Source organism: Marinobacter maroccanus, from assembly GCF_002933275.1.
Taxonomy (GTDB): Bacteria; Pseudomonadota; Gammaproteobacteria; order Pseudomonadales; family Oleiphilaceae; genus Marinobacter; species Marinobacter maroccanus.
Genome location: NZ_PSSX01000001.1, coordinates 97,876 through 122,022, shown reverse-complemented (window position 1 = coordinate 122,022; position 24,147 = coordinate 97,876). Strand labels below are relative to the sequence as shown.

The 24,147-nt window shown below is 57.9% G+C and carries 20 protein-coding genes; 12 read left to right on the top strand and 8 right to left on the bottom strand.

Going from position 1 to position 24,147, the window contains the following annotated elements:
* The 4 genes from KEHDKFFH_RS00600 to KEHDKFFH_RS00585 all read left to right on the top strand — a co-directional run bounded on the left by KEHDKFFH_RS00600 (position 1) and on the right by KEHDKFFH_RS00585 (position 4,956).
* Positions 1-1,407: a di-heme oxidoreductase family protein gene (locus KEHDKFFH_RS00600; protein ID WP_104320127.1), complete on the top strand. Its 1,407-nt coding sequence runs from the start codon at positions 1-3 to the stop codon at positions 1,405-1,407.
* Positions 1,408-1,416: 9 nt separating this feature from the next.
* The gene (locus tag KEHDKFFH_RS00595; protein ID WP_104320126.1) at positions 1,417-2,451 is read left to right on the top strand and encodes an imelysin family protein; all 1,035 of its coding nucleotides are present in this window, start codon (positions 1,417-1,419) and stop codon (positions 2,449-2,451) included.
* A 13-nt stretch (positions 2,452-2,464) separates the two neighbouring features.
* Entirely contained in the window at positions 2,465-3,559 is a 1,095-nt protein-coding gene (locus KEHDKFFH_RS00590) for a DUF1513 domain-containing protein (protein WP_104320125.1), read from the top strand.
* Positions 3,560-3,642: 83 nt separating this feature from the next.
* Complete coding sequence (locus KEHDKFFH_RS00585; RefSeq protein WP_104320124.1) at positions 3,643-4,956, top strand: MFS transporter; 1,314 nt, start codon at positions 3,643-3,645, stop codon at positions 4,954-4,956.
* 14 nt (positions 4,957-4,970) lie between these two features.
* Here the strand turns inward: KEHDKFFH_RS00585 and KEHDKFFH_RS00580 are convergent, their stop codons facing one another.
* The 5 genes from KEHDKFFH_RS00580 to KEHDKFFH_RS00560 form a co-directional block, all read right to left on the bottom strand.
* Entirely contained in the window at positions 4,971-5,336 is a 366-nt protein-coding gene (locus tag KEHDKFFH_RS00580; RefSeq protein WP_104320123.1) for a DUF4870 family protein, read from the bottom strand.
* Between the two features lie 68 nt (positions 5,337-5,404).
* Positions 5,405-7,045, bottom strand: coding sequence for a methyl-accepting chemotaxis protein (locus KEHDKFFH_RS00575; protein ID WP_104320122.1), 1,641 nt, complete (start codon positions 7,043-7,045; stop codon positions 5,405-5,407).
* 219 nt (positions 7,046-7,264) lie between these two features.
* Positions 7,265-9,277 (bottom strand): PhoX family protein, encoded by a 2,013-nt coding sequence (locus KEHDKFFH_RS00570; RefSeq protein ID WP_104320121.1) that lies wholly within the window; start codon positions 9,275-9,277, stop codon positions 7,265-7,267.
* 179 nt (positions 9,278-9,456) lie between these two features.
* Complete coding sequence (locus KEHDKFFH_RS00565) at positions 9,457-9,753, bottom strand: hypothetical protein (protein ID WP_104320120.1); 297 nt, start codon at positions 9,751-9,753, stop codon at positions 9,457-9,459.
* 91 nt (positions 9,754-9,844) lie between these two features.
* Positions 9,845-10,096, bottom strand: coding sequence for a hypothetical protein (locus tag KEHDKFFH_RS00560; RefSeq protein ID WP_104320119.1), 252 nt, complete (start codon positions 10,094-10,096; stop codon positions 9,845-9,847).
* A gap of 183 nt (positions 10,097-10,279) precedes the next feature.
* On the opposite strand from KEHDKFFH_RS00560, the gene KEHDKFFH_RS00555 reads away from it, so the two are divergent.
* Positions 10,280-11,548: an alkane 1-monooxygenase gene (locus KEHDKFFH_RS00555; RefSeq protein ID WP_104320118.1), complete on the top strand. Its 1,269-nt coding sequence runs from the start codon at positions 10,280-10,282 to the stop codon at positions 11,546-11,548.
* A gap of 230 nt (positions 11,549-11,778) precedes the next feature.
* Here the strand turns inward: KEHDKFFH_RS00555 and KEHDKFFH_RS00550 are convergent, their stop codons facing one another.
* Together KEHDKFFH_RS00550 and KEHDKFFH_RS00545 are read right to left on the bottom strand one after the other, a co-directional pair.
* The gene (locus tag KEHDKFFH_RS00550) at positions 11,779-12,558 is read right to left on the bottom strand and encodes a crotonase/enoyl-CoA hydratase family protein (RefSeq protein ID WP_104320117.1); all 780 of its coding nucleotides are present in this window, start codon (positions 12,556-12,558) and stop codon (positions 11,779-11,781) included.
* A gap of 262 nt (positions 12,559-12,820) precedes the next feature.
* Positions 12,821-14,623 carry an acyl-CoA dehydrogenase gene (locus KEHDKFFH_RS00545; protein WP_104320116.1) on the bottom strand — a complete coding sequence of 601 codons (1,803 nt, stop codon included), beginning with the start codon at positions 14,621-14,623 and terminating at the stop codon, positions 12,821-12,823.
* A gap of 338 nt (positions 14,624-14,961) precedes the next feature.
* Here KEHDKFFH_RS00545 and KEHDKFFH_RS00540 point away from each other — a divergent pair, with 338 nt between their 5' ends.
* On the top strand, positions 14,962-15,954 hold the full coding sequence (locus KEHDKFFH_RS00540; RefSeq protein ID WP_104320115.1) for a GlxA family transcriptional regulator: 993 nt from the start codon (positions 14,962-14,964) through the stop codon (positions 15,952-15,954).
* A 110-nt stretch (positions 15,955-16,064) separates the two neighbouring features.
* Complete coding sequence (locus tag KEHDKFFH_RS20195; RefSeq protein WP_192875720.1) at positions 16,065-16,229, top strand: hypothetical protein; 165 nt, start codon at positions 16,065-16,067, stop codon at positions 16,227-16,229.
* A 62-nt stretch (positions 16,230-16,291) separates the two neighbouring features.
* Here KEHDKFFH_RS20195 and KEHDKFFH_RS00530 read toward each other — a convergent pair whose 3' ends face one another.
* Positions 16,292-18,346 carry an NADPH-dependent 2,4-dienoyl-CoA reductase gene (locus tag KEHDKFFH_RS00530; RefSeq protein ID WP_104320113.1) on the bottom strand — a complete coding sequence of 685 codons (2,055 nt, stop codon included), beginning with the start codon at positions 18,344-18,346 and terminating at the stop codon, positions 16,292-16,294.
* Positions 18,347-18,699: 353 nt separating this feature from the next.
* Here KEHDKFFH_RS00530 and KEHDKFFH_RS00525 point away from each other — a divergent pair, with 353 nt between their 5' ends.
* The 5 genes from KEHDKFFH_RS00525 to KEHDKFFH_RS00505 are packed head-to-tail and all read left to right on the top strand — an operon-like array spanning position 18,700 to position 24,134.
* On the top strand, positions 18,700-21,501 hold the full coding sequence (locus tag KEHDKFFH_RS00525; RefSeq protein WP_104320112.1) for a monovalent cation/H+ antiporter subunit A: 2,802 nt from the start codon (positions 18,700-18,702) through the stop codon (positions 21,499-21,501).
* Entirely contained in the window at positions 21,501-21,866 is a 366-nt protein-coding gene (locus tag KEHDKFFH_RS00520) for a Na+/H+ antiporter subunit C (RefSeq protein ID WP_064228271.1), read from the top strand. Before KEHDKFFH_RS00525 ends, KEHDKFFH_RS00520 begins: the two co-directional genes overlap by 1 nt.
* Positions 21,863-23,380, top strand: a complete 1,518-nt coding sequence (locus KEHDKFFH_RS00515; RefSeq protein ID WP_104320111.1) for a monovalent cation/H+ antiporter subunit D — start codon at positions 21,863-21,865, stop codon at positions 23,378-23,380. Before KEHDKFFH_RS00520 ends, KEHDKFFH_RS00515 begins: the two co-directional genes overlap by 4 nt.
* The gene (locus KEHDKFFH_RS00510; protein WP_104320110.1) at positions 23,380-23,868 is read left to right on the top strand and encodes a Na+/H+ antiporter subunit E; all 489 of its coding nucleotides are present in this window, start codon (positions 23,380-23,382) and stop codon (positions 23,866-23,868) included. Before KEHDKFFH_RS00515 ends, KEHDKFFH_RS00510 begins: the two co-directional genes overlap by 1 nt.
* Positions 23,865-24,134 carry a K+/H+ antiporter subunit F gene (locus KEHDKFFH_RS00505; protein ID WP_104320109.1) on the top strand — a complete coding sequence of 90 codons (270 nt, stop codon included), beginning with the start codon at positions 23,865-23,867 and terminating at the stop codon, positions 24,132-24,134. Before KEHDKFFH_RS00510 ends, KEHDKFFH_RS00505 begins: the two co-directional genes overlap by 4 nt.
* Positions 24,135-24,147 lie beyond the last annotated feature (13 nt).

The window sequence follows — 24,147 nt, the reverse complement described above, 5'->3', positions numbered from 1 at the left end:
ATGATGAGACAGCTTGCTTTAATGGGTGCGCTGGCAGTCGCCAGCGCCCCCCTTTCCGCCCAGACCCACGCCGGCTACCCTATTCAGACCACTCCGGCCACCGGTGGTGATGGCACGGTACAACAGTCAGACACGAACGCCTACTCGCTGCCCCAGGGCAACTTGTCGATGACCAGGCGCCTGGATTTCAGTGTCGGCAACAGTTTCTTCCGGAACCCCTGGGTCGAAGCCCCGGCGAGCACTGATGCCCGTGACGGCCTGGGCCCACTGTTCAATACCAACTCCTGCCAGGGCTGTCATATCAAGGATGGTCGTGGACATCCCCCTGGCGGCGACGAGCCGCCGGTCTCCCTGTTTCTGAGGCTGGCAGTTCCCGCTGACCCGAAACAGGACGCCGGGATTCTGCGCAAGCACGGTTTTAAACCGGCACCGGTATACGGCAGCCAGTTACAGACCGCTGCGCTTCCCGCGGCAAAACCGGAGGCCGATCTGATCATTGAATGGACGCCGGTGGAAAAGACCCTTGCGGACGGCACTGTTGTGGAACTGCGCAAGCCTGTGTACCGCATCGAAAACCCGAACTACGGACCCTTGCCCGAGGACCTGCTGGTGTCACCCCGGGTAGCGCCGCAGATGATTGGAATGGGTCTGCTGGAGGCCATCCCCATTGAACACTTGCAAGCTCTCCATGACCCTGATGATGCGGACGGCAACGGAATCTCCGGAAAGCTTAACCGGGTCTGGGATCTGGCCACGGAACAGACGTTGCCCGGCCGGTTCGGCTGGAAGGCGGCAGAGCCGAATGTCCATCAACAGAGCATGGGCGCCTTCGCCGGAGATATGGGCCTGACCTCTACTCTGAAACCCGCAACCGACTGCATGCCCGAACAGAATTGTGAGCGATTTACCCACGGTGGCGAGCCTGAAGTAAGCGACAAGGTCGCCAACTTTGTGACCTTCTACGCAAAGAGCCTGGCCGTGCCCGCCCGCCGCAACCTTGAGTCCGAGTCCGTCCAGCAGGGGGCAAGGTTGTTCAACGAAACCGGCTGCGCCAGCTGTCATACGCCGAGACATCAAACCGGCGACGTTGCCGACCGCCCGGACCTCAGCGACCAGACCATCTGGCCCTATTCGGATCTGCTGCTCCACGACATGGGGTCCGCCCTGGCTGACGGTCGGGATGAATTCCTGGCAAACGGCAATGAATGGCGAACACCGCCGCTCTGGGGCATTGGCCTGGCCAAGGTGGTGAATCCGCAGGCCGGGTTCCTGCACGACGGTCGCGCCCGCACAGTGGAAGAGGCTGTGCTCTGGCATGGTGGCGAGGCTCAGGCGGCCGCCGAACGCTACCGTCAGATGTCGTCAGAGGATCGTACGGCCCTGATTGATTTCCTGAATTCACTCTGAGGATCTGCCATGCAACCGATCACCAGACTACTGTGCGCCTCTATTCTGGCCGTGATGTCGCCTCTGGCGTGGGCAAACGATACCAACCTCCAGGCCCGTCATCAGTGGCATGAGGGCATTGCGACCGGCTATCAGTTGCTGACAACACAAACGGGGGAACTGGCCGAGTCTGCACGTGGCTACTGCGAAAATCCCGCCAAAGACAGTCGGGCACGGCTGGAAAGAGCCTGGCTGGATGCCTTCCTGGCCTGGCAACGGGTGCGTTTTGTCGATTTCGGCCCGGTCGAAAACAACAATCTTTCCTGGCAGTTCCAGTTCTGGCCGGATCCAAAGAATCTGATCGCACGCAAAGCCGCTTACCTGATTGGAAGCGATAAACCAATCACGACGCAGGTGATCAGCCAGTCCGGTGTCGCTGTGCAGGGCTTCCCGATGATGGAATACCTGCTATTCGATCAGCAGCTCAATGCCGGGGACAATGCACTGCCTGCCGCCCGGACCTGCGAACTGCTGACCAACGTCGCTACGCACGTGAAAAGCAACAGCGACGAGTTGAGGGCCGGATGGCAGGCTTTCAGGCCGCACTACCTGGAGACCGATCAATACCGCGACACCACAATCCGCGCGGGGATGGCAACGCTGGAAATCATGGAAGAGCGCCGTCTGGCCCGGCCCATGGGGCTCCGCGGCAACGGCAAACGCAATCCCTATATCACCGACGCCTGGCGCAGCGGCAACACTCCGATGACCGTTGAAGCCACTGTGGATGGCCTGCGACAGTTCTTTTTACCGGGGCTCGCTGCATTGCTGGAAGCGAAGGGGGAGTCCGGTCTTGCAGAGCGCATTCGAAAACAATTCGGCGAGGTTCAGCAGAACTTTCCCGGAGCCCACCTGCCGATGGCAACTGCCCTCAACGAAGAAGGCCAGTTCCGGGTCCTGCAGAGTCTCTATGTGGATATTTCCCAGTTGACCACATTGGTTAATGACCAGGCAGCGGTTGCTCTTGGCGTGGTAAGAGGCTTCAACTCAAGCGATGGCGACTGAGGAGGCTGACCGTATGCGCTTGAACCGCAGGGCCCTTCTCAAAGCGTCCCTTGCCGGCGGTATTTCCGTGGGCCTGACCGGCTGTTCCCTGCTTCCCGGAAAAGCCTCGGGGCATTCTGACAGCTACATCGGCGCCGTTGGCTTGCCGGACGGCAGTTTTGGAGTCAGCGCCTTCGACCGTAGCGGCAGCATCCTCTGGCAGACGCCGGTCAAAACTCGCTGCCACAGTGGATGCAACCGGCCTGGCATGGGTGAAACCGTCTTCTTCGAACGCCGCCCCGGATGGTCGTTCTACGTGTTCGATACAACCTCCGGAATCCAAAAACACCGCGTAGACGCAAACGCCGGCGAACACTTGGTCGGCCATGGTGCGTTCTCGGCCGATGGCCGCTGGCTGTACGTCACCGCCAGCCGATACGAACAGGGTGAGGGCATTATTGCGGTCTATGATGCCGAACGGGATTACCAGCGCACCGATACCTTTGATCTGAACGGCATCGGCCCCCATGAGCTGACCCTGCACCCGGACGGCGAAACCCTGGTAGTCGGGCTTGGCGGCATCCTGACCCACCCGGATTACGAACGCATGAAGCTGAATCTGGAGACCATGGATCCTGCCCTGCTGCTGATGGATCGGCATTCCGGCAACATTGTTGGCCGCTTCAAGCCGCCCCATCATCAGCAGAGCGCCCGTCATGTAAGCGTCAGCAATAGTGGCCGCGTGTACGTGGCCTATCAGTACCAGGGGCCGCTTTATGAAACGCCGCCCCTGCTGGCGCGTCTTGAGAAGGGAACATTACGCGAATACCGGTTTGACGAGGACACCCAGAAAGCCCTGGCCAACTACATCGCCAGCGTGGTTGCCCACCCGGAAAACGACCTCGTCGCTGCTGCCTCGCCTGTTGGTGGCACAGCCATTGTCTTCAGGGGCAGTACCGGTGAACTGGTCAACCGCGCCTTTATCGCCGATTGCGCTGGCATCCAGGCCCTTGCCGGGGGCGACTTTCTTGTCTCCTCTGGCCGGGGGAAACTGGTTCAGCTGGGCGCTGCCCCACCCGCCAGGGAACTTGCAGACCTCCCCGTTCACTGGGACCACCACCTGGTCTGATTGCCCGCAAGTGCCGTACTCCGGGCTTAAGGATACCGGGCAACACTGGTATCCTTTCGACTCAATTTCCGGAGGACAGCGGTTTGCCCGAGAGCAGAAAAGACACCATCGACCAGCTTTACAGCCTGATTGCCAACGAAGAAGATGCTCGGGTCTGCAAAGACATTCCGGAGGAGGCCTGTCGCGAGGTACCCCGTAATTTCTTCCTGATTCTCGCCAGTAACGTCCTGACCAAACTGGGCGACCTGCTGATCAGCCCCAAGACCGTATTGGCGTGGTTGATGAGCGCCATCGGGGCACCCGCCCTGGTGGCCTGGCTGGTACCGATCCGGGAATCCGGCTCGCTCGTGCCGCAAATGGTGATTGCAGCCTGGGTACGCCGCAAACCGGTTCGCAAGTGGTTCTGGACCCTCGGGAGCTTCGGCCAGGCCGCCAGCGTTGTGGCCATGGCGGCCAGCATCTGGTTTTTCGAGGGTTATGCCGCGGGTTCAGGGATCATTGCTGCCCTCATTGTATTTTCCCTCGCCCGCGGATTCTGCTCGGTGTCCATGAAAGATGTGCAGGGCAAATGCATCCCGAAAACCCGGCGGGGAAGACTCGGCGGGCTGGCGTCCACCATTGGCGGCACTGCCACCGTTGTCTTGACCGCCCTGCTGTTCTGGGAACGCGGCGACCCGACAATAGCCTTTTACACAGTGCTCCTGCTTCTGGCCGGTGTGCTCTGGGTTATTGCCGGTTTTCTGTTTGCCGGAGTGGAAGAGTATGAAGGCGAAACAGGTGGTGGCGGCAACGCCATCAACGAGGCGTTTCGAAGCCTTTACCTGCTCCGCGATGATGTCCCGTTCAGAAATTTTGTGATTACCCGGGCGCTTTTGCTCTGCTCGGCCCTGGCGTCGCCCTACTTCGTGGTCCTTGCTCAGAAGGAATCCGACATTGGCTGGATGCTGGGTATTTTCCTGCTGGCCAGCAGTCTCGCCAGCTCACTCAGCGCCAGTTTCTGGGGCTGGGCAGCAGACACCTCCAGCCGCAGAGTCATGATTCGCGGCGCAGCAATGGCCAGCGGTGTGTGCCTGATCGTCGGCTTCGCAGCGCTCTTTAGCGGGACGGACATCGGCAGTGTCTGGTTTTACCCGGTCGCATTCTTCGTTCTGAGCATCGCCCATGCTGGCGTCAGGCTGGGACGTAAAACCTATCTGGTGGATATGGCAGGGGGTAACAAGCGGACCGATTACACGGCGGTGAGCAACACAGTCATAGGGGTTCTGCTGCTCGTTACCGGCGGCCTGACCGCACTCATATCAATGATTTCAGAGGTGGCGGTCATAATCGTTCTGGGCCTGATGGGGCTGGCAGGGATGTTCAGTGCCATACGGCTGAAGGAAGTGACCGAAGACTGATCACGGGCGCCCGTTCAGGAGGGCGCCTTGCCGTCATTCAGAGCCAGGGCCCCTTTCACGATCCGATAGATGATCCAGATCGAAATCCCCAGGAGAATAAACCAGCCAATGATAATTGGCGTGGTCACTATGCCAATCACGGTCCAGAGCAGGCCGATCCAGAAGGTGCGAATCTGCCAGCGGAAGTGCCGCTCCACCCAGGTATTACGGACCTCATCCAGTTTGACGTAATTGATGATCACACCCACCAGACCGGTAATGCCCCCTACGAAAAAAGACAGGGCCTGAAGGATGTAGACGACCACCGCCAGGTTACGCGCCGGATCACTTCGGCGGGAGGCGGGGTCGGTGTCGGCAGGAATAAACTCCGGTTCAGCCAAGACAAGTCTCCTGTTGATCGATTAACCGGAGTCTACCACAGCCCCCGTGGCCGAAAATCCCGCCGCGGTCAGTGATTGTCCGGACGGTAGCCCAGGCGGAAACCGCCCCAATGCTTGCCATTCACATAAATAGGTACGGAGAGATCATGCATGATTTCGCCGGTATCCCTGCGATAGGTTTGCAGAAGCATGTTCTCGGTGTGGGTGCCACAACGAATGCCCGTTCGGTCGTTGAACAGCCGCTTGCTCCGGCTCTTCACCAGATCCACCTTCGGATCTCCGGTCGGTGCATGGGCGAAATCGCGGTTGTGGGTCGGTACATACCCGTCAGGCGCAGCGGCTATGGCAAAGACAATGGCCTCATGGGCATTTTTCACCTGTTCCTGGATGCTCGGCAGGTATTGATCGGTAAATTTGTCAAAGCTGCTTGAGTACTTTGGCGGGTGAGTATTCGGGATCGGCGTCCGGGTCTTGTCAAAGAGCGCACTTTCGGAAAGTTTGCCGTCCCGAATGGCCTGCTCGAACATCTGGCCTATCTGGTCGGCACCGGCTCTGGCCTGATCGAAGAACGGCCGGTGATAGCTGGCTTCACTGTTCAATGCGAATGAGGCGTTGGCTTTTTCGGCGAGCTCCATCAGCGTAGCCGCCTGCTCTGCGAGTGACGAAACGCTGGTATCACTTTCGGAGATCTGGTCACGCACCGTTTCAATGGCCGAGAACACCTGGGCCAGACTCTGCTCGTTGTTCTGGTCGATTTCAGCTATCCGGGCAACCTGTTGCTGAACCCGCTCAGACTGCTCGCTGATCTGTTCCAGCCGCCCGCCCACACTCTCTACCGACGCGAGCCCTTCCTCAATACTGCGGGCGAGGTCTTCAATACGGGACACGATCAAGGTGGTATCGGACCGTATCTCTTCCAGAGTTTCCGCCACTTCCCCTGTCGCCTGAGCAGTTCGGCCCGCCAATTGGCGAACCTCATCGGCCACCACCGCAAATCCGCGCCCCTGGTCACCTGCCCTGGCCGCTTCAATGGCGGCATTGAGTGCCAGCAGGTTGGTCTGTTCGGCAATGCCCTGAATCGTGGTGGTCACGCCCTGGATCTTGTTGGACTTTTCGTTCAGTTCCTGGATCAGCCGCAGGTTTTCCCCGGACTGCTGGTGCACAGCCCGAACACTGTCGATGGCGGAGATCAGCGCTTCACGACCCTCGGTGCTGGTCTGCTTGTTTTGCAGCGCCATGGTGGCTGCATCGGTGGCCTGTTCCGAGGACTCCCGGACGGTCTCGGTGATCTGCCCGGCGTAATCGGCCATCTGGGCGGTTTCTTCCACCTGGCGGTCGAGCCGGAGCTTCAGTTGATCGGCAGCGAAAGACACCTGGGCCGCGGAGATAGCATTCTTGTCGGCGCTCCCGGACAGCGTTTCTACTAACGCACGCCCCGCCCTGGCATCGGCAAGCAGTTGGCGGCACTGGGCCTGTAGCGGATGGTCATCAGCCAGGGTGCCATCATTCAGCGCCTTGAGGCCTCGCTCCACTGGCTCCAGCACCCTGACAATAAGGAAGCCGCCAGCAGCCACAAGGCCGACGACAAGCCCGATCAGAACCGACGCAGGTTCCAGGCCTAGCAAAGGCGCCACCACTGCACAGACGACTGCAAGAACAATGGCAACTGCCACCCCCCAAAGGACTGAAGCCCGATCCAGTAAGCCCATAGAAACCTCTTCTTTTTTGTTGCTTCTGCAAACATTTTGTTATTTAAGGCCATCGAGGAGACTAAAGAATTGACGTGAGTTAATAACTCATACTTTAGTGTATTTAAAATGCATATCGGCGGGGAATAGCGTTTCTGAAACAAAAAACCGCAAACCCGACTCACTCTGTTACCGAGTGGGCCGGGTTTGCGGTGTTCAGATGACTACTTCGGCGTTGGCTCAGGCGCCAATAACGCCTCCGTCGTCCTTGGTAACGATGACGGTTGCATCACGCGGGCGCGGATCATTGGAATCCGGCCAGTTGCCGTCAGGGTGCTGGATGTTGACGAACATGGTCTTCACATCCGGCGTGGAGACAACGCCAGTAACCTCACAACCAACGGGGCCAACGAAGAAGCGCTTGATTTCGCGGGTCTCCGGGTTGGCGGCCAGCATCATGTTGTTCTGGTAGGGGGCAGCATCGGAGCCATCGGTCTGGATCCAGAGACGTCCGTTATAGTCGAACCAAAGGCCATCCGGGCTGTTGAAGATGTTGTCGTCGGTCAGGGATACGATGACCTCGTCATCCACCACGGTTTCCGTACCCTGCTCACCGGCGAACACAAAGATATCCCAGTCGAAGCTGGTAGCGGTATGGTCATTGCCTTCCTCGCTCCAGCGGATGATATGGCCAGTGCGGTTAATTTCGTTCGGGTTAGCAGCGTTAACGCCGTCATAACCTTCTTTGCCGCGGTTCGAATTGTTTGTAAGAGTGAAATAGACCTGTCCGGAAATCGGGTCGACGGCGCCCCATTCGGGCCGATCCATTGTGGTCGCACCGGCGATATCGGCAGCCAGACGGGTATTCAACAGAACATCAGCCTGGTTCTCGAAGCCGTCGAAGGCAACGTCGCCAACCATGGTTCCAACCGCAGCATCAACCTTGGCCTTGAAGTCGGCATTATCGAGGTCGAGAGACAGCCAGTCGCCGGAGCCGTCATCGTTAAAGCGGGCAACGTACAGAGTACCTTCGTCGAGCAGGTAACCACCTGCTGTGGCGGCGTAGTAGGGCTTGGACGACACGAACTTGTAGATGTACTCAAACCGGGAGTCATCGCCCGAGTAACAAACCACCGGTTCACCTTCCTTGACCGGGGCGAAGATGACACCCTCGTGGCCGAATCGGCCCAGAGCAGTGCGTTTTTGTGGCTTGCTTTCAGGAGTGAACGGATCGATTTCAACCATGTAGCCGTAGGTGTTGGCCTCGTTGCGATAGTCATCGGCAGCCGTTGCACCAAGAGTGCTCACATTGAATCGAACGTACTGGTCCTCAGCACTGTCGGCCAATTCCCAGTCATAACGACTGGAACTGCCCACGCCGTGGCGGGTCTGCTCGCGAGGCTGAGATTCATCACCGTTGGCAAAGTAGCCGTGCCAGTTTTCTTCAGCCGCGAGGTAGGTTCCCCAAGGCGTCGGCCCCATTGCACAGTTGTTAAGCGTTCCGCGGGTTTCGGTGGCATCCGGGCTGTACTTGGTGATCAGCTTGCTGTAGCCGCGAACCGGACCACGAATATCCATCTCGGTGTTACCGGTGATACGACGGTTGAATGGGCTGCCAAACACAATGTCCCACTTGCCGTTGGTGTCGCGTTTGATGTGCACGACAGAAACACCGTGAGCTGCGATTTCCTTACGAACTTCGTCCGCAGGGCGCATATCGTTTACATAAGTGGCTCCGTTGGCATGCAACGCGCCCTGGGCGATGTACTCATGGTTCATCACCAAAAGGCCTTCGGTTGAGCTGTTGCCACCGGCCTTCTGGTCAATCGGGAAGAAGTGCACGCCGTCGTGGTGCATGCCCACCTGCTGCTCCTGCTCCGCGCCGGTGTTCGTGCCATCCGGTTTGTAATCAGGGTAAGACCCGGTGATGGGCGTGCCCCAGGGGAGGAACGTTTCGGAGGAGTAGCCTTCAGGAACAACCACCTCATTGGCCGTAGATGTCGGTACCGCCTTGAAGCCGATATCGGTGCTAGAAACATTGCTGCTGGTGGTACTGTCGTTGCTGTCGCTTCCACAACCAGCCAGCCCCAGACCCATGACGCTGGCGAGAGCAGCCCCTACGCTACCTTTCATCACGGTACGGCGCTGCATACGTGCGGCCAGAACCTGGTGGAAGGGGGTGTTTTCAGTGTGGTTGACTACCGGCTCGTAGTTGGGATCCAGGTAATTGGGATCAAGGTCGTGCTTAGCCATGTTTTTGCCTCTCTCAAAGAACAGCGGGTCGATGTTGTTGAGAGGCCAGTTTCGGCGGGGAATGTGACAGTAAGCAGAAGTTAAAAAGACAAATTCGTTAACATTAGTTTACAAGGGCTGACACCGGGACACCGACCGCTCCGCGCAATTTGTTGCGGCGGAGCGGTCAGTCTACTCAGTTACTGCTGGGTGGCTTCTTCATAGCCCTCTTCGATTGAATCGCCAGCTTCTTCGGCAGCATCGCCCATGGCTTCACCGGCTTCCTCTGCGCCTTCCTGCAACTCGCCCATTGCACTTTCATCCTGGCCGGTGGCTTGCTCGACAGTTTCTTCAGTGGAATCTGCCGCGTCCTCCATCATGTCTCCGGCGTTATCTGCAGCCTGCTCGACATCCACCCCTTCATTGTCTTCCGAACTGCAGGCAGCAAGGCCGAGCGTGAGAACCATCAAAAGCGCACTCAGTGTGAGCTTGTTCATACCATATCCCTCTGTTGGTAAGTATTTACATCGGAGCACAGGGTACGGCGAGATCTCTGAAAAACACAATTACCGGCCGATTACCCTTTCGTTACCCGGCACTGCCAGAGAGCACCTGGCCATCGATGGTAATCACGTGATCAAACGGGAGCATGGTGCCCCGCCCGAGTAGCAGGAAGTCCTGACCGGCCCGACTGAAAAACTCACGAATGACATCATGAACCAGACAGATCTGGCCGGCGCTATCGCGGTAGACCACCTCGGTCAACCTGCCGGAAGACAGGTACTCACGAAGCATCCCCTGAACAGAGTATGAAGCAGTGGCAGACGAAGGATTGGGCATGGCTGATTCTTCCTTGTGATCAAGCTCTTCTTATCCAATTCAGTCTGGCCCAGAAACCTGCTTTCTGCCAAAGAAATGCCATTTGTCATTTCGAGCCAAGGTTCTTCCAGACGCTGGACGACCGTTGCATTGCCAGATTGTCCGACATAGATTGCAGGTACGCGCACCGAACGGGAGAAAACAATGAACGCCAAAACCCCAGACAATCTGCAATCACACCAGCTCACATCACCTGTCGAAAAAGACGCCACTGGCAACTGGAAAGACCCGAAACGCTACATGTGGCTGCTCGGCCCCGCCCTGCCGGGAATCGGACTTGCCGCGCTGACCGGCTACGCCCTGGCCCCGAAAAAACTGAAAGCCCTGGCCTGGACCGGACCGGCGCTGGTGCACGGCATTATTCCTGCCCTGGACCGGGCTATTGGCGAGGATCAAAGCAATCCACCGGAATCCGCGGTGAAGACCCTGGAGCATGACAAGTACTACGACCGGATTGTGAAGGCGTTTATTCCCACCCAGTACGCCATGACCTTCATGGGTGCCTGGCTTGCCAGCCGCAAAAGCACACCACTGGACGACAAGATAGGCCTGACGCTGACGGTCGGCGCTATCAACGGCGTAGGGATCAACACGGCCCACGAACTCGGCCACAAGTCCAACAGACTGAACAAGTTGCTGGCGATGGCGGCCCTGGCCCCCACCGGCTACACCCACTTTGTTGTCGAGCACAACTTTGGCCATCACAAACGGGTGGCAACGCCGGAGGATCCCGCCAGCAGTCGTATGGGTGAGAGTTTCTGGAAGTTTCTGCCGCGTACGGTGGTGGGTGGTATCAAATCATCGATCAAGATCGAGAAGGCAAGGCTTGCCCGCAAAGGCAAGGGTTTCTGGAGCCTGAACAACGAGCTGCTTCAGGGCTGGGCCATGAGCGCTGGCTTCTTTGGCGCAACAACGCTGGCTTGCGGCCCGAGAGCGGTTCCGTTCCTCGCGGCGCAAGCGGTATACGGTGCCAGCCTGCTGGAGAGCGTGAATTACATTGAACACTATGGCCTGCTGCGCCAGAAGGACAAGCATGGCAAGTATGTGCGCACGCAACCGGAACACAGCTGGAACAGCAATCACATTGTGACCAATCTGTTCCTGTATCAGTTGCAGCGGCACTCAGACCACCACGCTCATCCACAACGCAGTTACCAGGCCCTGAGGCATTTCGAGAAGGCCCCACAGTTACCCGGCGGTTATGCCTCGATGCTGTTGCCGGCTTATCTGCCCCAGTGGTGGTACGAAACCATGGATAAGCGGGTGATTGATCACTACGAGGGGGATCTGAGCAAAATCAACTGGGATCCTGACCGGAAGGAAGAGCTGATGGCCAAGTATGCGGATTATGCCGCGGAGGTAGCGGCTGAAGCGAAGGCTCGCCGCGAATCCGGAAATTCCGAGGCCGCCTGAATTCGGCTGCCTGCTATTTTAGGGCCCCAGCCTTCGGGGTCTGGTGCATGCAGCCGACCGGGATCTTCCTTCCGGGAGACGCCGTGAACCCATCCATGGGGGCTTGATCGCAGCATCCCTGCTGCTCACACTCCCGGAAGGAAGACCCCGGTCGGCTGCCCATAGTTCTGATGAATTCGCCAGCTTCGCTTAGCCCCCTAGAGGCCGTGTTTCCCGAGGAAATTTAGAAGTCACTTGCCTTTAAAAACAGCTTCGCGCCGTTCCAGGAAAGACTGGATTCCCTCTTTGACATCTTCACTGGCCATCACCGGCTGCAGATCCGGGAACAAACGCTGTTTCGCAGCCTCCTGTCCCCCGCTGACAGCGATCTTCGAGGATTTCAGACTACCTTGCACACCCAGCGGTGCGGCCTTGGCCATCTTTTCAGCGATTTCCAACGCAACATTGAATTGCTCGCCGGGTTCCACCAGTTCCTGAATCAACCCCCACTGATACGCCTGATCGGCGGTCCACTCATCGCCAGTCAGCAGGTATCGCTGGGCATTGCCCCAGCCGATTTCACGCTGCAGGCGGATGGTGGCGCCGCCGCAAGCAAAGATGCCGCGTTTTACTTCCAGTTGTGCGAAACGGGTGCCTTTGGCAGCGACGCGCACATCGGTGTTGAGCATCATCTCAACGCCGCAGGTGAAGCAGATACCCTGAGCGGCGAAGATCACGGGTTTGCTCAGCGCCTGACCAGTGATATGGAACGGATCCAGTTCGCCCTCGCCCGGCTCGATGCCTTTACCATCGGCAAAAACTCCGGCCCAGTCGTCCAGTTGCAGGCCGCTGGTGAAGTGGTCGCCCTCGGCATACATCAGGCCGACCCGCAGCTCCGGGTCATTTTCCAACTGGTAATACGCCGCAGCGATCTGGTGGTACATCTCGCGGTTCATGGCGTTCATTTTTTCCGGGCGGTTCAGCCCGATCAGCAAGATATGATTTTTCTTCTCAACGTTCACCAAAGCCATTTTCTCTTACCTTTTAAATGCTTTGCCGTTCCTTCCAGGCCGCACTCATGCGGGGGCGCGACCGACGGGTTCGGCTTCCCGGGACCGTCTGTGGCCAAGGATGGCCACAGCCGAGCGCACAGGGGTGAAGCCGAGCGTTTATGAAGCGAAGCTTCATGCGACAGTCGAACGACAGCAATCTATAATTGCTGGCCGGACCCGCTTGCGGGTGCTTGTAGCGTGTCCCTGAAAGCGATCCCGGCCGATTGTGCCTACTCCGAAGTCAGAACCAATCGGCCTTCATGTTCAAGCAGGTATCGTCCTGATTGCGCAGCAGAACCAGATCCTGAGCCACGGTTGGCAATTCCCAGTGGAAGAAGTACTGGGCCGCCTGCAGCTTGCCCTGGTAAAAATTGCGCTCGTCATCGGTGTTGGCGGAACCCAGGGCGTGGGCTGCAGCGTTAGCCTGGCGCAGCCACATCCAGGCAACAATAATGTGGCCGAACAGGTGCAGATAGCAGGAGGCGTTGGCCAGAGTTCTGTCGGGATCGCCTTCCATCAGGGACTTGCCAAGGCTCTGAGTGACTTTCACCGCCTGCTGCAGGGTTTCACTCAGGGACAGGGCCCACTGCTGGCAGCGATCAGTGGTGGCTGCCTGCAGATCCACCTGCATTTCCTGCATCAACAGCTGCAAACCGTGGCTCTGGTCCTGCCAGATCTTACGGCCGAGCAGGTCGAGGGCCTGGATGCCATTGGTGCCCTCGTGAATCGGGTTCAGGCGGTTGTCGCGCCAGCATTGTTCTGCCGGATATTCACGGGTGTAGCCGGCGCCACCGTATACCTGGATGGCCAGGTCGTTAGCCTTCGGGCCGTATTCGGAGGGCCAGGCCTTGATGACCGGGGTAAGCAGGTCCAGCAGCTTTCCGGCTTCCTGGCGCTTCTGCTCGTCGGGATGGGTGTGCTGATCATCCATCAGTCGGGCGCCATAGAGACACAGGGCGAGACCACCCTCACTGTAGGCTTTCTGGGCCAGCAGCATGCGCCGGACATCCGCGTGATCAATGATAGGCACCTGTGGTGACTCGGGATTTTTCTCGCTGGCTTTGCGGCCCTGTAGACGGTCCTTGGCATATTCCAGGCTGTGCATGTACCCGCGATAACCGATCACGGCAGCGCCGAAACCCACGCCAACCCGCGCTTCGTTCATCATCTGGAACATGTATTTCAGGCCCTGGTGGGGCTCGCCGACCAGGTATCCATGACAGGGGGCGTCGTCACCGAAGCTGAGTGCGGTAGACGTGGTTCCCCGGTAACCCAGTTTGTGGATCAGGCCAGCCAGATTCACGCCGTTGCGCTCGGTGGGTTTGCCTTCGTCATCCACCAGGTACTTGGGCACGATAAACAGGGAGATGCCTTTCACGCCTGCCGGCGCACCTTTGATCTTGGCCAGCACCATGTGAACGATGTTATCAGTGATGGACTGCTCGCCACCGGAGATATAAATCTTGGCGCCCTTGATCAGGTAGTGCCCTTGATCGGTGGGAGACGCCGAGGTCCGGATATCCGCCAGTGAGGAGCCCGCGTGGGGTTCAGTCAGGGCCATGGTGCCACTGAAACGGCCGCTGAGCATATTCGGCAGGAAGGTGGTTTTCTGCTGTTCATTGCCAAAAACCCGGATCAGATTGGCGGCTGCTGTGGTCAGGAACGGATAACCGGCGGTGCCGGGGTTGGCGGCGGTGAAGAAACCGTTGCAGGCGGCCATGACCGATTCGGGCAGCTGCATGCCACCGAGCTCATAGTCGTAGCGTCCTGCGATAAAGCCCGCTTGCGCATAGGCGTCGAAGGCTTCCTTTACCTGCGGCAGCATCTCGACCTGGCCGTTGACGAACTTCGGCTCGTCTTTGTCGGCAGCGCTGTTATGGGTCGCGAATTTTTCCCGGGCCATCTTGTCCGCAGTTTCGATGACGGCATCGAAGGTGTCACGGTTGTGTTCGCTGAAGCGCTCGCGGGTGGTGAGGTTTTCTGTATCGAGGACTTCGTATAGCTGGAACGCCAGGTCGCGGCGGTCGATCAGGGTGTCGGTCATGCTTGGTCTCCTGTTTGTTGTCGACAGCCTCTCACAACTGGTTTTTTCTGGGAACCGGCGTTTATGACATAATTATGGTCGATATTGCCACGCCCCGTATTCTTGGTGATCAAACCCACGCTTGGCGACCGGCCGCCAGCGGGGTGTTCCCTCCCGGGACACGCTGTGAATACCCCTGCGGGGTCCAGCCTGCAATCACAGATTGCAGTCGTTCGGCTGTCGCATGAAGCTTCGCTTCATAAACGCTCGGCCTCACCCATGTAAGCTTGACTGCAGCATCCATGCTGCAGACAGTCCCGGGAGGGAACACCCCGCTGGCGCCCTACTTAGGAGTTTGTATGCGAACCGTTTCTGTTATCGGGTTTGATGGGGCACTTGCCAGTGCTATTACTGGCATTATTGATCTCTTTCGGCTTGCGGGGGTGACTTGGGCGCGGATTAACGATGAAACGCCAGCACCTCAGTTCACGACTCGGCTTTTAACCCGGGACGCGGCACCGTGCCGTTGCATTAACGGGCTGACCATTCAACCAGACGGGGCCTGGAATGATCTGCTGCCGGGCGACGAGAGTGATCTGGTGGTGATACCGACTATTGGCGGCCCGATTGATGTGGTTCTGGCGGGAAATTCGGAGCTCATTGAGTGGCTCAGCACTTTTCGGTCTTCAGACGTCGGGCAGGTGCGGGTGGCGAGTAATTGCACCGGCGCATTCATGCTTGCCGAGGCGGGGCTGCTGGATGGTCGGCAGGCGACGACGCACTGGGGTTTTAGTCATCAGTTCCGGCAACGCTTCCCGACGGTGAACCTGCAACCGGACAAGCTGGTGACGGTGGACGGTGACATTGCCTGTGCCGGGGGCGGGATGGCCTGGTGGGATCTGGGGATTTACCTGGTAGAGCGATACGCGGGGGCTCAGATTGCGCGGGAGCTGGCAAAGGCGTTTGTGATTGATGCGGGGCGAACCAGTCAGGCGCCTTATAGCGCTCTGCAGGTTCGGCGCTACCATTCCGACGCGGCCATTCTTAAGCTACAGGACTGGCTGGATGGCCATTACAGTGAACCCATAACCCTCCAACGCCTGGCCTCATTAGGCGGACTGACCGAGCGCTCTATGATTCGCCGTTTCAAGGCTGCAACCGGCGACACACCCACCGGGTACCTGCAGCTTCTTCGGATTGAGGTGGCACGTCAGCATTTGGAGAAATCGCGCTTGCCAATTGATGAAATCACCCAGTTGGTAGGGTACGAAGACGTGAGTTCTTTCACTCGGCTGTTCCGCAAACATACCGGGCTTTCTCCGGGCGCCTACCGCTCGCGTTTTGTCAGGTAATGTTCGCAATGCCTTGCCTGGCCCGGGTTATGCATCGGTTTTCATTGAAGGCCAACATCCGGCCTCAAACGTAAAGAATACCGACAGGTGTCACTATGGGGAGGTCCGCCATGAACGCACCGATCAGACAAAGCCAGGCAGACATTCTTAGCAAGCTGTATGACATGAAGCGAAAACAGATCGAGCAGGCCCTTCGCCAGGGAAACAGCTTTCGGTGTCAGGTACTTGAAGCAGAGGCCGAGGCGATTTCAAACGCTCTGAAAACCGTTCGTTAGTCACGGCCTCAAACGGCCACTGACTGCCCTTTCTCGTCACCTGTTGCCATTTTTTGCGGGCTTCAGAGCGCTGCCGCCACTTCGGTACCTTGCCGGATGGCGCGCTTTGCATCCAGTTCTTCGGCAACGTCGGCACCACCGATCAAGTGTGCGTTCACCCCAGATTCCGACAACTGGTCAAAAAGCTCCCGGTGGGGCTGCTGACCGGCGCAAATTATCACGTTATCCACAGCCAATACCCGGTTTTCCATCACTTTGCCGTCTTTGTCGGTCACAGAAATATGCAGCCCCTGGTCGTCAATCCGCTCATAGCGACAGCCCCTGAGCATCTCGACTTCGCGATGTTTCAGGCTGTTGCGGTGAACCCAGCCTGAGGTCTTGCCCAGACCTCCGCCCACTTTGCCGGTTTTTCGCTGCATCAGGTAAATCTTGCGGGGAGATGGCGTCGGCTGGCGCTCGGCCAGGCCTCCGGGGCCATCGAAGTCGGGGTTGACGCCCCACTCTGCCTGCCAGTCAGCAACGCTGACCTGCTCGCCTTCCGGATGATGACTGAAATCGTGGGTGAGGAATTCGCTGACATCGAAACCTATGCCGCCGGCACCAATAACCGCCACCGTTCTACCAACAGGTTTGTTGTGACGAAGCACATCGAGGTAGCCGAGCACTTTGGGATGGTCGATGCCGTCAATCTCGGGTGTTCTTGGTTTCACGCCGGTGGCGATCACCACGTCGTCGAAACCCTGTGCCTTCAATGACTCTGCATTCACGCGAGTATCGAGCTTGAGATCAATCTCCAGCAGTTCGATCTGGCGCTGGAAGTAGCGAAGGGTTTCGTAGAACTCTTCCTTACCCGGGATGCGCTTGGCGTAGTTGAACTGGCCGCCGATCTGGTCATCCGCTTCGAAAAGCGTCACTTTGTGGCCCCGTTTCGCAGCTGTTGTCGCTGCCGCCAATCCCGCAGGCCCGGCACCCACCACGGCGACCCGGCGCACAACGGGCGCCACCGTCAACACCAGCTCGGTTTCGTGACAGGCTCGTGGATTCACCAGGCAGGAGGCCCGCTTGGCCTGAAAAGCATGGTCCAGACAGGCCTGGTTACAGGCAATGCAGGTGTTGATTTCATCACTGCGCCCCTGCTCGGCCTTGCGTACAAACTCACTGTCCGCCAACAGAGGCCGGGCCATGGAGACCATGTCGGCTTTGCCGGCTGCAAGAATTTCTTCCCCTTTTTCCGGGGTATTGATGCGGTTGGTGGTGCACACCGGGATATCCACTTCGCCATAGAACTTGGCGGTGACATCGGCGAATCCGCCACGGGGCACAGAGGTAACGATGGTGGGAACCCGCGCTTCGTGCCACCCGATTCCGGTATTGATGATAGTGGCTCCCGCCTGTTCGATGGCCTTGCCCAGAGTTACGATCTGGTCCCAGGTCTGGCCGCCCTCAACCAGATCCAGCATCGACAACCGGTAAATGATGATGAACTCCGGCCCTACGGCTTCTCGCATGCGCCGCACAATCTCCACCGGGAGTCGCATACGGTTTTCGTATGGCCCGCCCCATCTGTCCGTTCTCTTATTCGTGCGCTCGCACAAAAACTGGTTGATGAAATAGCCTTCAGAGCCCATCACTTCAACGCCGTCATAACCGGCAAACTTTGCGAGTTTCGCGGCACTGACGAAATCGTTGATCTGTCGCTCAACCCCCTTGGACGAGAGAGCGCGAGCCTTGAAAGGGCTGATTGGCGCCTTGGTTGCGGATGCAGAGACAATCAACGGCTGATAGCCATAACGCCCTGCGTGCAGAATCTGCATACAGATCTTTCCGCCTGCCTCATGAACCGCACCGGTCACATGACGATGCAGCAGGGCGGTGGCCCGGTTGTTCATGGTTGAGGCGAGCGGGGCTAACTGGCCGACCAGATTGGGCGAAAAACCACCCGTTACCATAAGCCCGACACCACCTTCGGCCCGCTCGGCAAAGTACCGGGCAAACTTGTGAATGTTCCAGAACCGATCTTCGAGCCCTGTGTGCATGGACCCCATCAGCACCCGGTTCTTCAGTTCGGTAAAGCCGAGATCGAGAGGTTTCAAAAGGTTGGGGTAGATTTCGGTCATTGGAGTCTCTCAATAAATATTTATCGCGAGTATACACTTGATCAATGGCAAGTTGACTTGACCTTCCAGACGGGGCACGTATCATCGGCAATCAAGTTTGACTGACGGAGCAACCATGACCGCAAGGTCCTTCGGCTGCACAAGAGTTACTCGCCCACCTGTTACCGCTGACATCGCGCGGCACCGGGGTCGTCTACCGTACTTCCCGGACCCGCCTGCTTTCTGCTGATCCACCCCACCCTCCATGCCGTAGTTGCATCGGCGCTCAATGTGCAGGGTGGCTGGCCGGAGACTAGACTCAGGCAAACATGCCTTCAATACTCACGTAAAAGAAAACCAATAACGAGGTTGCGATGTCGCTACCGCTGGTTGTTTTACTGCCTTTTCTGGGTGCTATAGCCGCACCCCTGTTCGCCCAGGGCGGCAGAACGGCGATTGCCGTTGCATCTTCTGTACCCGCGCTGATCGCACTCGCAGCCCTGTTCCCCCATTGGGAAACCCTGGCCGATGGCGGCGTGGTGCTGCACAGCTACGAATGGCTGCCGGCCCTCGGCCTCTCTTTCAGCTTCCGGCTGGACGGCCTGTCTCTGCTGTTCGCCCTGCTGATCCTGATTATCGGATTGCTGATCATTCTCTACGCCCGTTATTACCTGAAGGCCTACGAGAACGTTGGCAAATTCTACGCCCTACTGCTCTGCTTCAAAGGTTCGATGCTGGGCATTGTGCTTTCCAGCAATCTATTGCTGATGATGATCTTCTGGGAACTGACCAGCCTGACCTCGTTCCTGCTGATCAGCTTCTGGACCCACAAACAGGACGCCCGGCGCGGCGCTCGAATGGCCCTTGCGGTGACCGGTGGCGGTGGCCTCGCGCTGCTGGCCGGCATTCTGATCATCGGCAACATTGTTGGCAGCTTTGAACTTGATGACGTGCTGGCCGCCGGTGACCAGATCAAGGCACATGCCATGTACCCGATCGCCCTGACCCTGGTTCTGCTTGGGGCCTTCACCAAGTCAGCCCAGTTTCCGTTCCATTTCTGGCTACCCCATGCCATGCAGGCGCCTACTCCGGTATCGGCCTACCTGCACTCGGCCACCATGGTCAAAGCCGGCATCTTCCTGATGGCCCGGCTCTATCCGGCGCTGGCAGGCACCGAGCAGTGGTTCTACATGGTCAGTTTTACCGGCATGGCCACCTTGCTCATTGGCGCTTATGTCGCCATGTTCAAGCATGACCTTAAAGGCCTGTTGGCCCATTCAACGGTCAGCCACCTGGGCCTGATCACCCTTCTGTTTGGTATGGGCACGCAGCTTGCCGCGGTGGCGGCAGTCTTCCACGTGATCAACCACGCCACATTCAAGGCCTCCCTGTTTATGGCTGCCGGTATCATTGATCATGAGACCGGTACCCGCGATATGCGACGTATCAACGGCCTGTGGCGTTACATGCCACATACCGCAACCCTGGCCATGGTGGCCGCTTCGTCCATGGCCGGTGTTCCACTGCTGAACGGTTTCCTGAGCAAGGAAATGTTCTTCGCAGAATCCCTGGAGCTGAATCTACCCGGGCTTATAGCCTGGCTGCCGCCGATTGTTGCGACTCTGGCCGGGATTTTTGCGGTGGCGTATTCAGCCCGTTTTGTCCACGATGTTTTCTTCAATGGCAAACCGGTGGATCTTCCGATCTACCCACCCCATGAGCCACCGCGCTACATGAAATTTCCGGTGGAGATCCTGGTGTTTGCCTGCATCATGGTGGGCGTGTTCCCGGCCGTTTCTGTGGGCCCGCTGTTGTATATGGCAGCGTCAGCCACGCTCGGCGGTGATGTGCCGGATTACACGCTTTCGGTCTATCACGGTTTCAACCTTCCTCTGCTCATGAGTTTTGTCGCCTTTTTCGGTGGCTTACTCATGTACAGCCAGCGTCAGCGCTTCTTCGACTTCCATGCCCGATTCAAGGAAATTGATGAAAAAGCGGTCTTCGAAGCGGCCGTTCTGAGGGTTGTCGATCTGGCCAACAGGTTCACAGCGCGAGTAGAGAACGGCTCGCTCCAGCGATACGCCATGTTCCTTCTGGTAAGTGCTATTGCGGTCGCAGCCATGCCGCTTCTTGGTATGGGTCTCTTTATTGGTGAAAACGGGCTTGGCCCCGTAGATCTGCCGACAGCTATTGCGGCAGGGCTGCTTATCCTGTGCGCCCTGACAACAGCCGCCCTGCACCGGCAAAGGTTCTATGCGCTGGTTCTGTTGAGCGTGGTGGGACTTTTTGTGGCCCTGGCCTTCGCCCGTTTCTCGGCACCAGACCTGGCTATGACCCAGCTGTCTGTCGAAGTGGTGACCATTGTTCTGCTTATGCTGGCCATCTTCTACATGCCTTCCTGGACGCCAATTGAAACACCGTTGAAAAGGCGTCTCAGGGACATTGCTATTGCAGCGGTCGCTGGTATTGGCATGACACTGGTCACTCTGGCCATGCTGACCCAACCGTTCAGTTCAATATCTGATTTCTTTCTGGAAAACAGCAAAACCGGCGGTGGCGGCACCAACGTGGTCAACGTGATTCTGGTGGACTTCCGGGGCTTCGATACCCTCGGCGAAATCACCGTTCTGGCCATTGCGGCCCTCGGTATATACGCCATGCTCAAGAACACCGCCCTGACGCCGCCGCCCAGCGACGGCGAAGGCCACCCCTGGACGCGGGACTCCCACCCGCTGATGCTGCGGCTGATTGCCCGGCCCATGCTGCCCCTGGCACTGATGGTTTCCGCATTCATTTTCCTGCGGGGCCATAATTTGCCCGGCGGTGGTTTCATCGCCGGCCTGGTTACTTCGGTTGCCCTGATCCTTCAATACATTGCCGCTGGCATGAACTGGACTGAGGACCGAATTTCCTTCCGCTACCATAACGTCATTGGCCTGGGTCTGTTGTTCGCAACCGTTGCCGGGGCCGGAAGCCTGGCCTTCGGCTATCCGTTCCTGACCTCCACATTCGATTACATAACCTGGCCGGTGGTTGGCAAGTTTGAGGTCGCGTCCGCCCTGATATTTGATCTGGGCGTCTATCTCACCGTGATCGGCGCTACCCTGCTTGCGCTGGTCAGTATCGGCCGGATAACTCCCCACTCCGCCATAAAAAGTAAAAGGGAGGGTGCATAATGGAGCTTGTTTTCGCGCTGGTCATTGGTGCCCTGACAGCATCCGGCGTTTATCTGATTCTGCGGGCTCGCACCTTTCCCGTGGTGGTGGGCCTGACCATGCTGTCCTACGGTGTGAATCTTTTTCTCTTCTCCAGCGGACGCCTGGCAACGGGCGAGCAACCGGTCCTCGGTACCGCTGCAAGCTATTCCGACCCGCTGCCACAGGCACTGGTCTTGACGGCTATCGTGATTGGCTTCGCCATGACCGCCTTTGTTGTCGTCCTGTCACTGCGCAACCTGGCCGACAACGAGGACGACCATGTGGATGGCAAACAACCCTACAAATCGCCTGCTCCGGAAGAAGAGGAGGTAACCGGTAAATGAACCACTGGCTTACCGCTCCTGTTCTGATTCCGCTGCTAGGCGGCATTCTTCAGGCTTTCATGGGCTATGCGCCCATCAGCCTTCGCCGCACACTGGCACTGGCAACGACCGTTCTGATGCTGGTTTCTGCCATCGTGCTTCTGGTACTGGCAGACGATGGCAGCTATCGCATCTATGCGTTCGGCAACTGGCAGCCACCGTTCGGGATTGTATTGGTCCTTGACCGCCTGGCAGCACTGATGCTGATCATGACGGCCGTTCTGGGCCTGTTCTGTCACCTCTATTCGATCGGTGGTGCCGACGAGGGCAATCGCCAGTTCCACGCTCTCTTCCTGTTCCAGCTGATGGGACTGAACATCGCTTTCCTGACCGGCGACCTGTTCAACCTGTTCGTTGCTTTCGAGGTGCTACTTATTGCCTCCTACGGTTTGTTGATGCATGGCGGGGGGACGATAAGAACCGTTCCAGGATTGCATTACGTTGTATTGAACCTGATTGGCTCTGCGATTTTCCTTATCAGTGTCGGCATGATCTACAGTGTCACCGGCACCCTGAACATGGCAGATCTGGCGGTCAAGATCCCCGAGGTTTCCGGAGAAGGCCTGAATATCGTCAAGGCCGGTGGCATGATGCTGCTGGTGGTCTTCGGTCTGAAAGCAGCCATACTGCCCCTGTGCTTCTGGCTTCCCCGGGCTTACTCAAAAGCCACTGCACCGGTTGCCGCATTGTTTGCGGTGATGACCAAAGTGGGCATCTACGCCATTTTGCGGGTGTACCTGTTGATCTTCGGCGACGATGCCGGAGAACTGGCCAATCTCGGCATGGACTGGCTGTTCCCCATTGCCCTGGCCACCCTCGCCATGGGGGTGATTGGCGCGCTGGGATCCGGCAGTCTGAAAACGCTGGTCGCCTGGCAGGTCATCATTTCCGTAGGCACATTGCTGGCGCCCATTTCGCTCGGTTCCGAAGCCGGCCTCTCTGCTGCCCTATTCTATCTGCTGAGCACGACCTGGACGGTTGGTGGACTGTTCCTTGTCTCGGAGCTGGTGGCCAACCAAAGAGGCACTGCCCAGGACCGCATCATTACCGCCCCCAAAATGCAGAACCGTACCTTCCTGAGCGTGCTGTTCCTGATCGGCGCCGTTGCCGCAGCCGGCCTGCCACCACTGAGTGGCTTCTTCGGCAAGGTACTGATTCTGCAATCCGTGCAGTCGGGAACCGAAATGGCATGGCTCTGGTCAGTACTTCTGATCGGCAGTTTCCTGACTGTTATCGCGTACAGCCGCGCTGGCAGTATTGTTTTCTGGCGTACCGTGGAAGGCCATCTGGAAAAGCCAGACCCGCTTAACGGCCGGATTTCTGTCGCAGCCGGTGCCCTGACCGCACTGGCAGTGGTGATCGTTGTGCTGGCCGGCCCGATTACCCGCTATACCGATGCCACGGCAGAACAGCTGCACAATAAAGATGCCTATACCGAGATCCTGCAAACCAAGATGGTCAGGGAGGATAGCTAATGCTTGATCGCCTCAGTTTTCCCCAGCCCTGGCTCAGTCTGACCCTTTTTATTACCTGGCAGTTTCTGAGTGACGGCGTCAGCGGCGGCAGTGTTGTTCTCGGCATCATACTGGCGTGGGGTATACCGCAAATGACACAGGGTTTTTGGCCTGATCCACCGGCGTTCATAAAGGCCTGGCGGATGCCCGCGTACCTCGCGCGAGTCATCAGGGATATTGTTGTGGCCAGCTTCGAGGTGGCAAGACTCATTCTTAGCCCGCGCCCGGCACGCCCTGCATTTATCTGTTATCCACTAGAGCTGGAACATCCTCTTGCCATCACCATTCTGGCCAGCACCATTTCGCTGACGCCCGGAACCGTGAGCGCTGATGTCAGTGATGATAACAAGCTGCTGCTGATTCACGCTCTGGACGCGGAAGATGACCAGGAGGTCATCGACACGATAAGAGCCCGTTACGAGAAGCCTCTGCTGGAGATGTTCCAATGATGGTTACCGCTCTCTATATCACCATTGCCATGGTCACTCTGGCGGTGCTTTTAAACGTTTACCGTCTGATCAAAGGCCCGGATGCACCGGATAGAGTGTTGGCGCTCGATACCCTCTATATCAATGCCATTGCGCTGATTGTTTTATTGGGCATCACTCTGGGAACACGCATGTACCTTGAGGCGGCCCTGCTCATTGCCGTTATGGGTTTTGTGGGAACCGTTGCCATGGCCAAATATCTGAAACGGGGCAGCGTCATTGAGTAAGCCCATGCCAGGC

Excerpts from the sequence above, each read along its gene's own strand:
- KEHDKFFH_RS00510 (WP_104320110.1), top strand. The coding sequence starts at position 23,380 with ATGCTTGATCGCCTCAGTTTTCCCCAGCCCTGGCTCAGTCTGACCCTT.
- KEHDKFFH_RS00540 (WP_104320115.1), top strand. The coding sequence starts at position 14,962 with ATGCGAACCGTTTCTGTTATCGGGTTTGATGGGGCACTTGCCAGTGCT.
- KEHDKFFH_RS00550 (WP_104320117.1), bottom strand. The coding sequence starts at position 12,558 with ATGGCTTTGGTGAACGTTGAGAAGAAAAATCATATCTTGCTGATCGGG.
- KEHDKFFH_RS00570 (WP_104320121.1), bottom strand. The coding sequence starts at position 9,277 with ATGGCTAAGCACGACCTTGATCCCAATTACCTGGATCCCAACTACGAG.
- KEHDKFFH_RS00575 (WP_104320122.1), bottom strand. The coding sequence starts at position 7,045 with ATGGGCTTACTGGATCGGGCTTCAGTCCTTTGGGGGGTGGCAGTTGCC.
- KEHDKFFH_RS00600 (WP_104320127.1), top strand. The coding sequence starts at position 1 with ATGATGAGACAGCTTGCTTTAATGGGTGCGCTGGCAGTCGCCAGCGCC.
- KEHDKFFH_RS00505 (WP_104320109.1), top strand. The coding sequence starts at position 23,865 with ATGATGGTTACCGCTCTCTATATCACCATTGCCATGGTCACTCTGGCG.
- KEHDKFFH_RS00565 (WP_104320120.1), bottom strand. The coding sequence starts at position 9,753 with ATGAACAAGCTCACACTGAGTGCGCTTTTGATGGTTCTCACGCTCGGC.
- KEHDKFFH_RS00545 (WP_104320116.1), bottom strand. The coding sequence starts at position 14,623 with ATGACCGACACCCTGATCGACCGCCGCGACCTGGCGTTCCAGCTATAC.
- KEHDKFFH_RS00590 (WP_104320125.1), top strand. The coding sequence starts at position 2,465 with ATGCGCTTGAACCGCAGGGCCCTTCTCAAAGCGTCCCTTGCCGGCGGT.
- KEHDKFFH_RS00555 (WP_104320118.1), top strand. The coding sequence starts at position 10,280 with ATGAACGCCAAAACCCCAGACAATCTGCAATCACACCAGCTCACATCA.
- KEHDKFFH_RS20195 (WP_192875720.1), top strand. The coding sequence starts at position 16,065 with ATGAACGCACCGATCAGACAAAGCCAGGCAGACATTCTTAGCAAGCTG.
- KEHDKFFH_RS00560 (WP_104320119.1), bottom strand. The coding sequence starts at position 10,096 with ATGCCCAATCCTTCGTCTGCCACTGCTTCATACTCTGTTCAGGGGATG.
- KEHDKFFH_RS00595 (WP_104320126.1), top strand. The coding sequence starts at position 1,417 with ATGCAACCGATCACCAGACTACTGTGCGCCTCTATTCTGGCCGTGATG.
- KEHDKFFH_RS00525 (WP_104320112.1), top strand. The coding sequence starts at position 18,700 with ATGTCGCTACCGCTGGTTGTTTTACTGCCTTTTCTGGGTGCTATAGCC.
- KEHDKFFH_RS00520 (WP_064228271.1), top strand. The coding sequence starts at position 21,501 with ATGGAGCTTGTTTTCGCGCTGGTCATTGGTGCCCTGACAGCATCCGGC.
- KEHDKFFH_RS00515 (WP_104320111.1), top strand. The coding sequence starts at position 21,863 with ATGAACCACTGGCTTACCGCTCCTGTTCTGATTCCGCTGCTAGGCGGC.
- KEHDKFFH_RS00530 (WP_104320113.1), bottom strand. The coding sequence starts at position 18,346 with ATGACCGAAATCTACCCCAACCTTTTGAAACCTCTCGATCTCGGCTTT.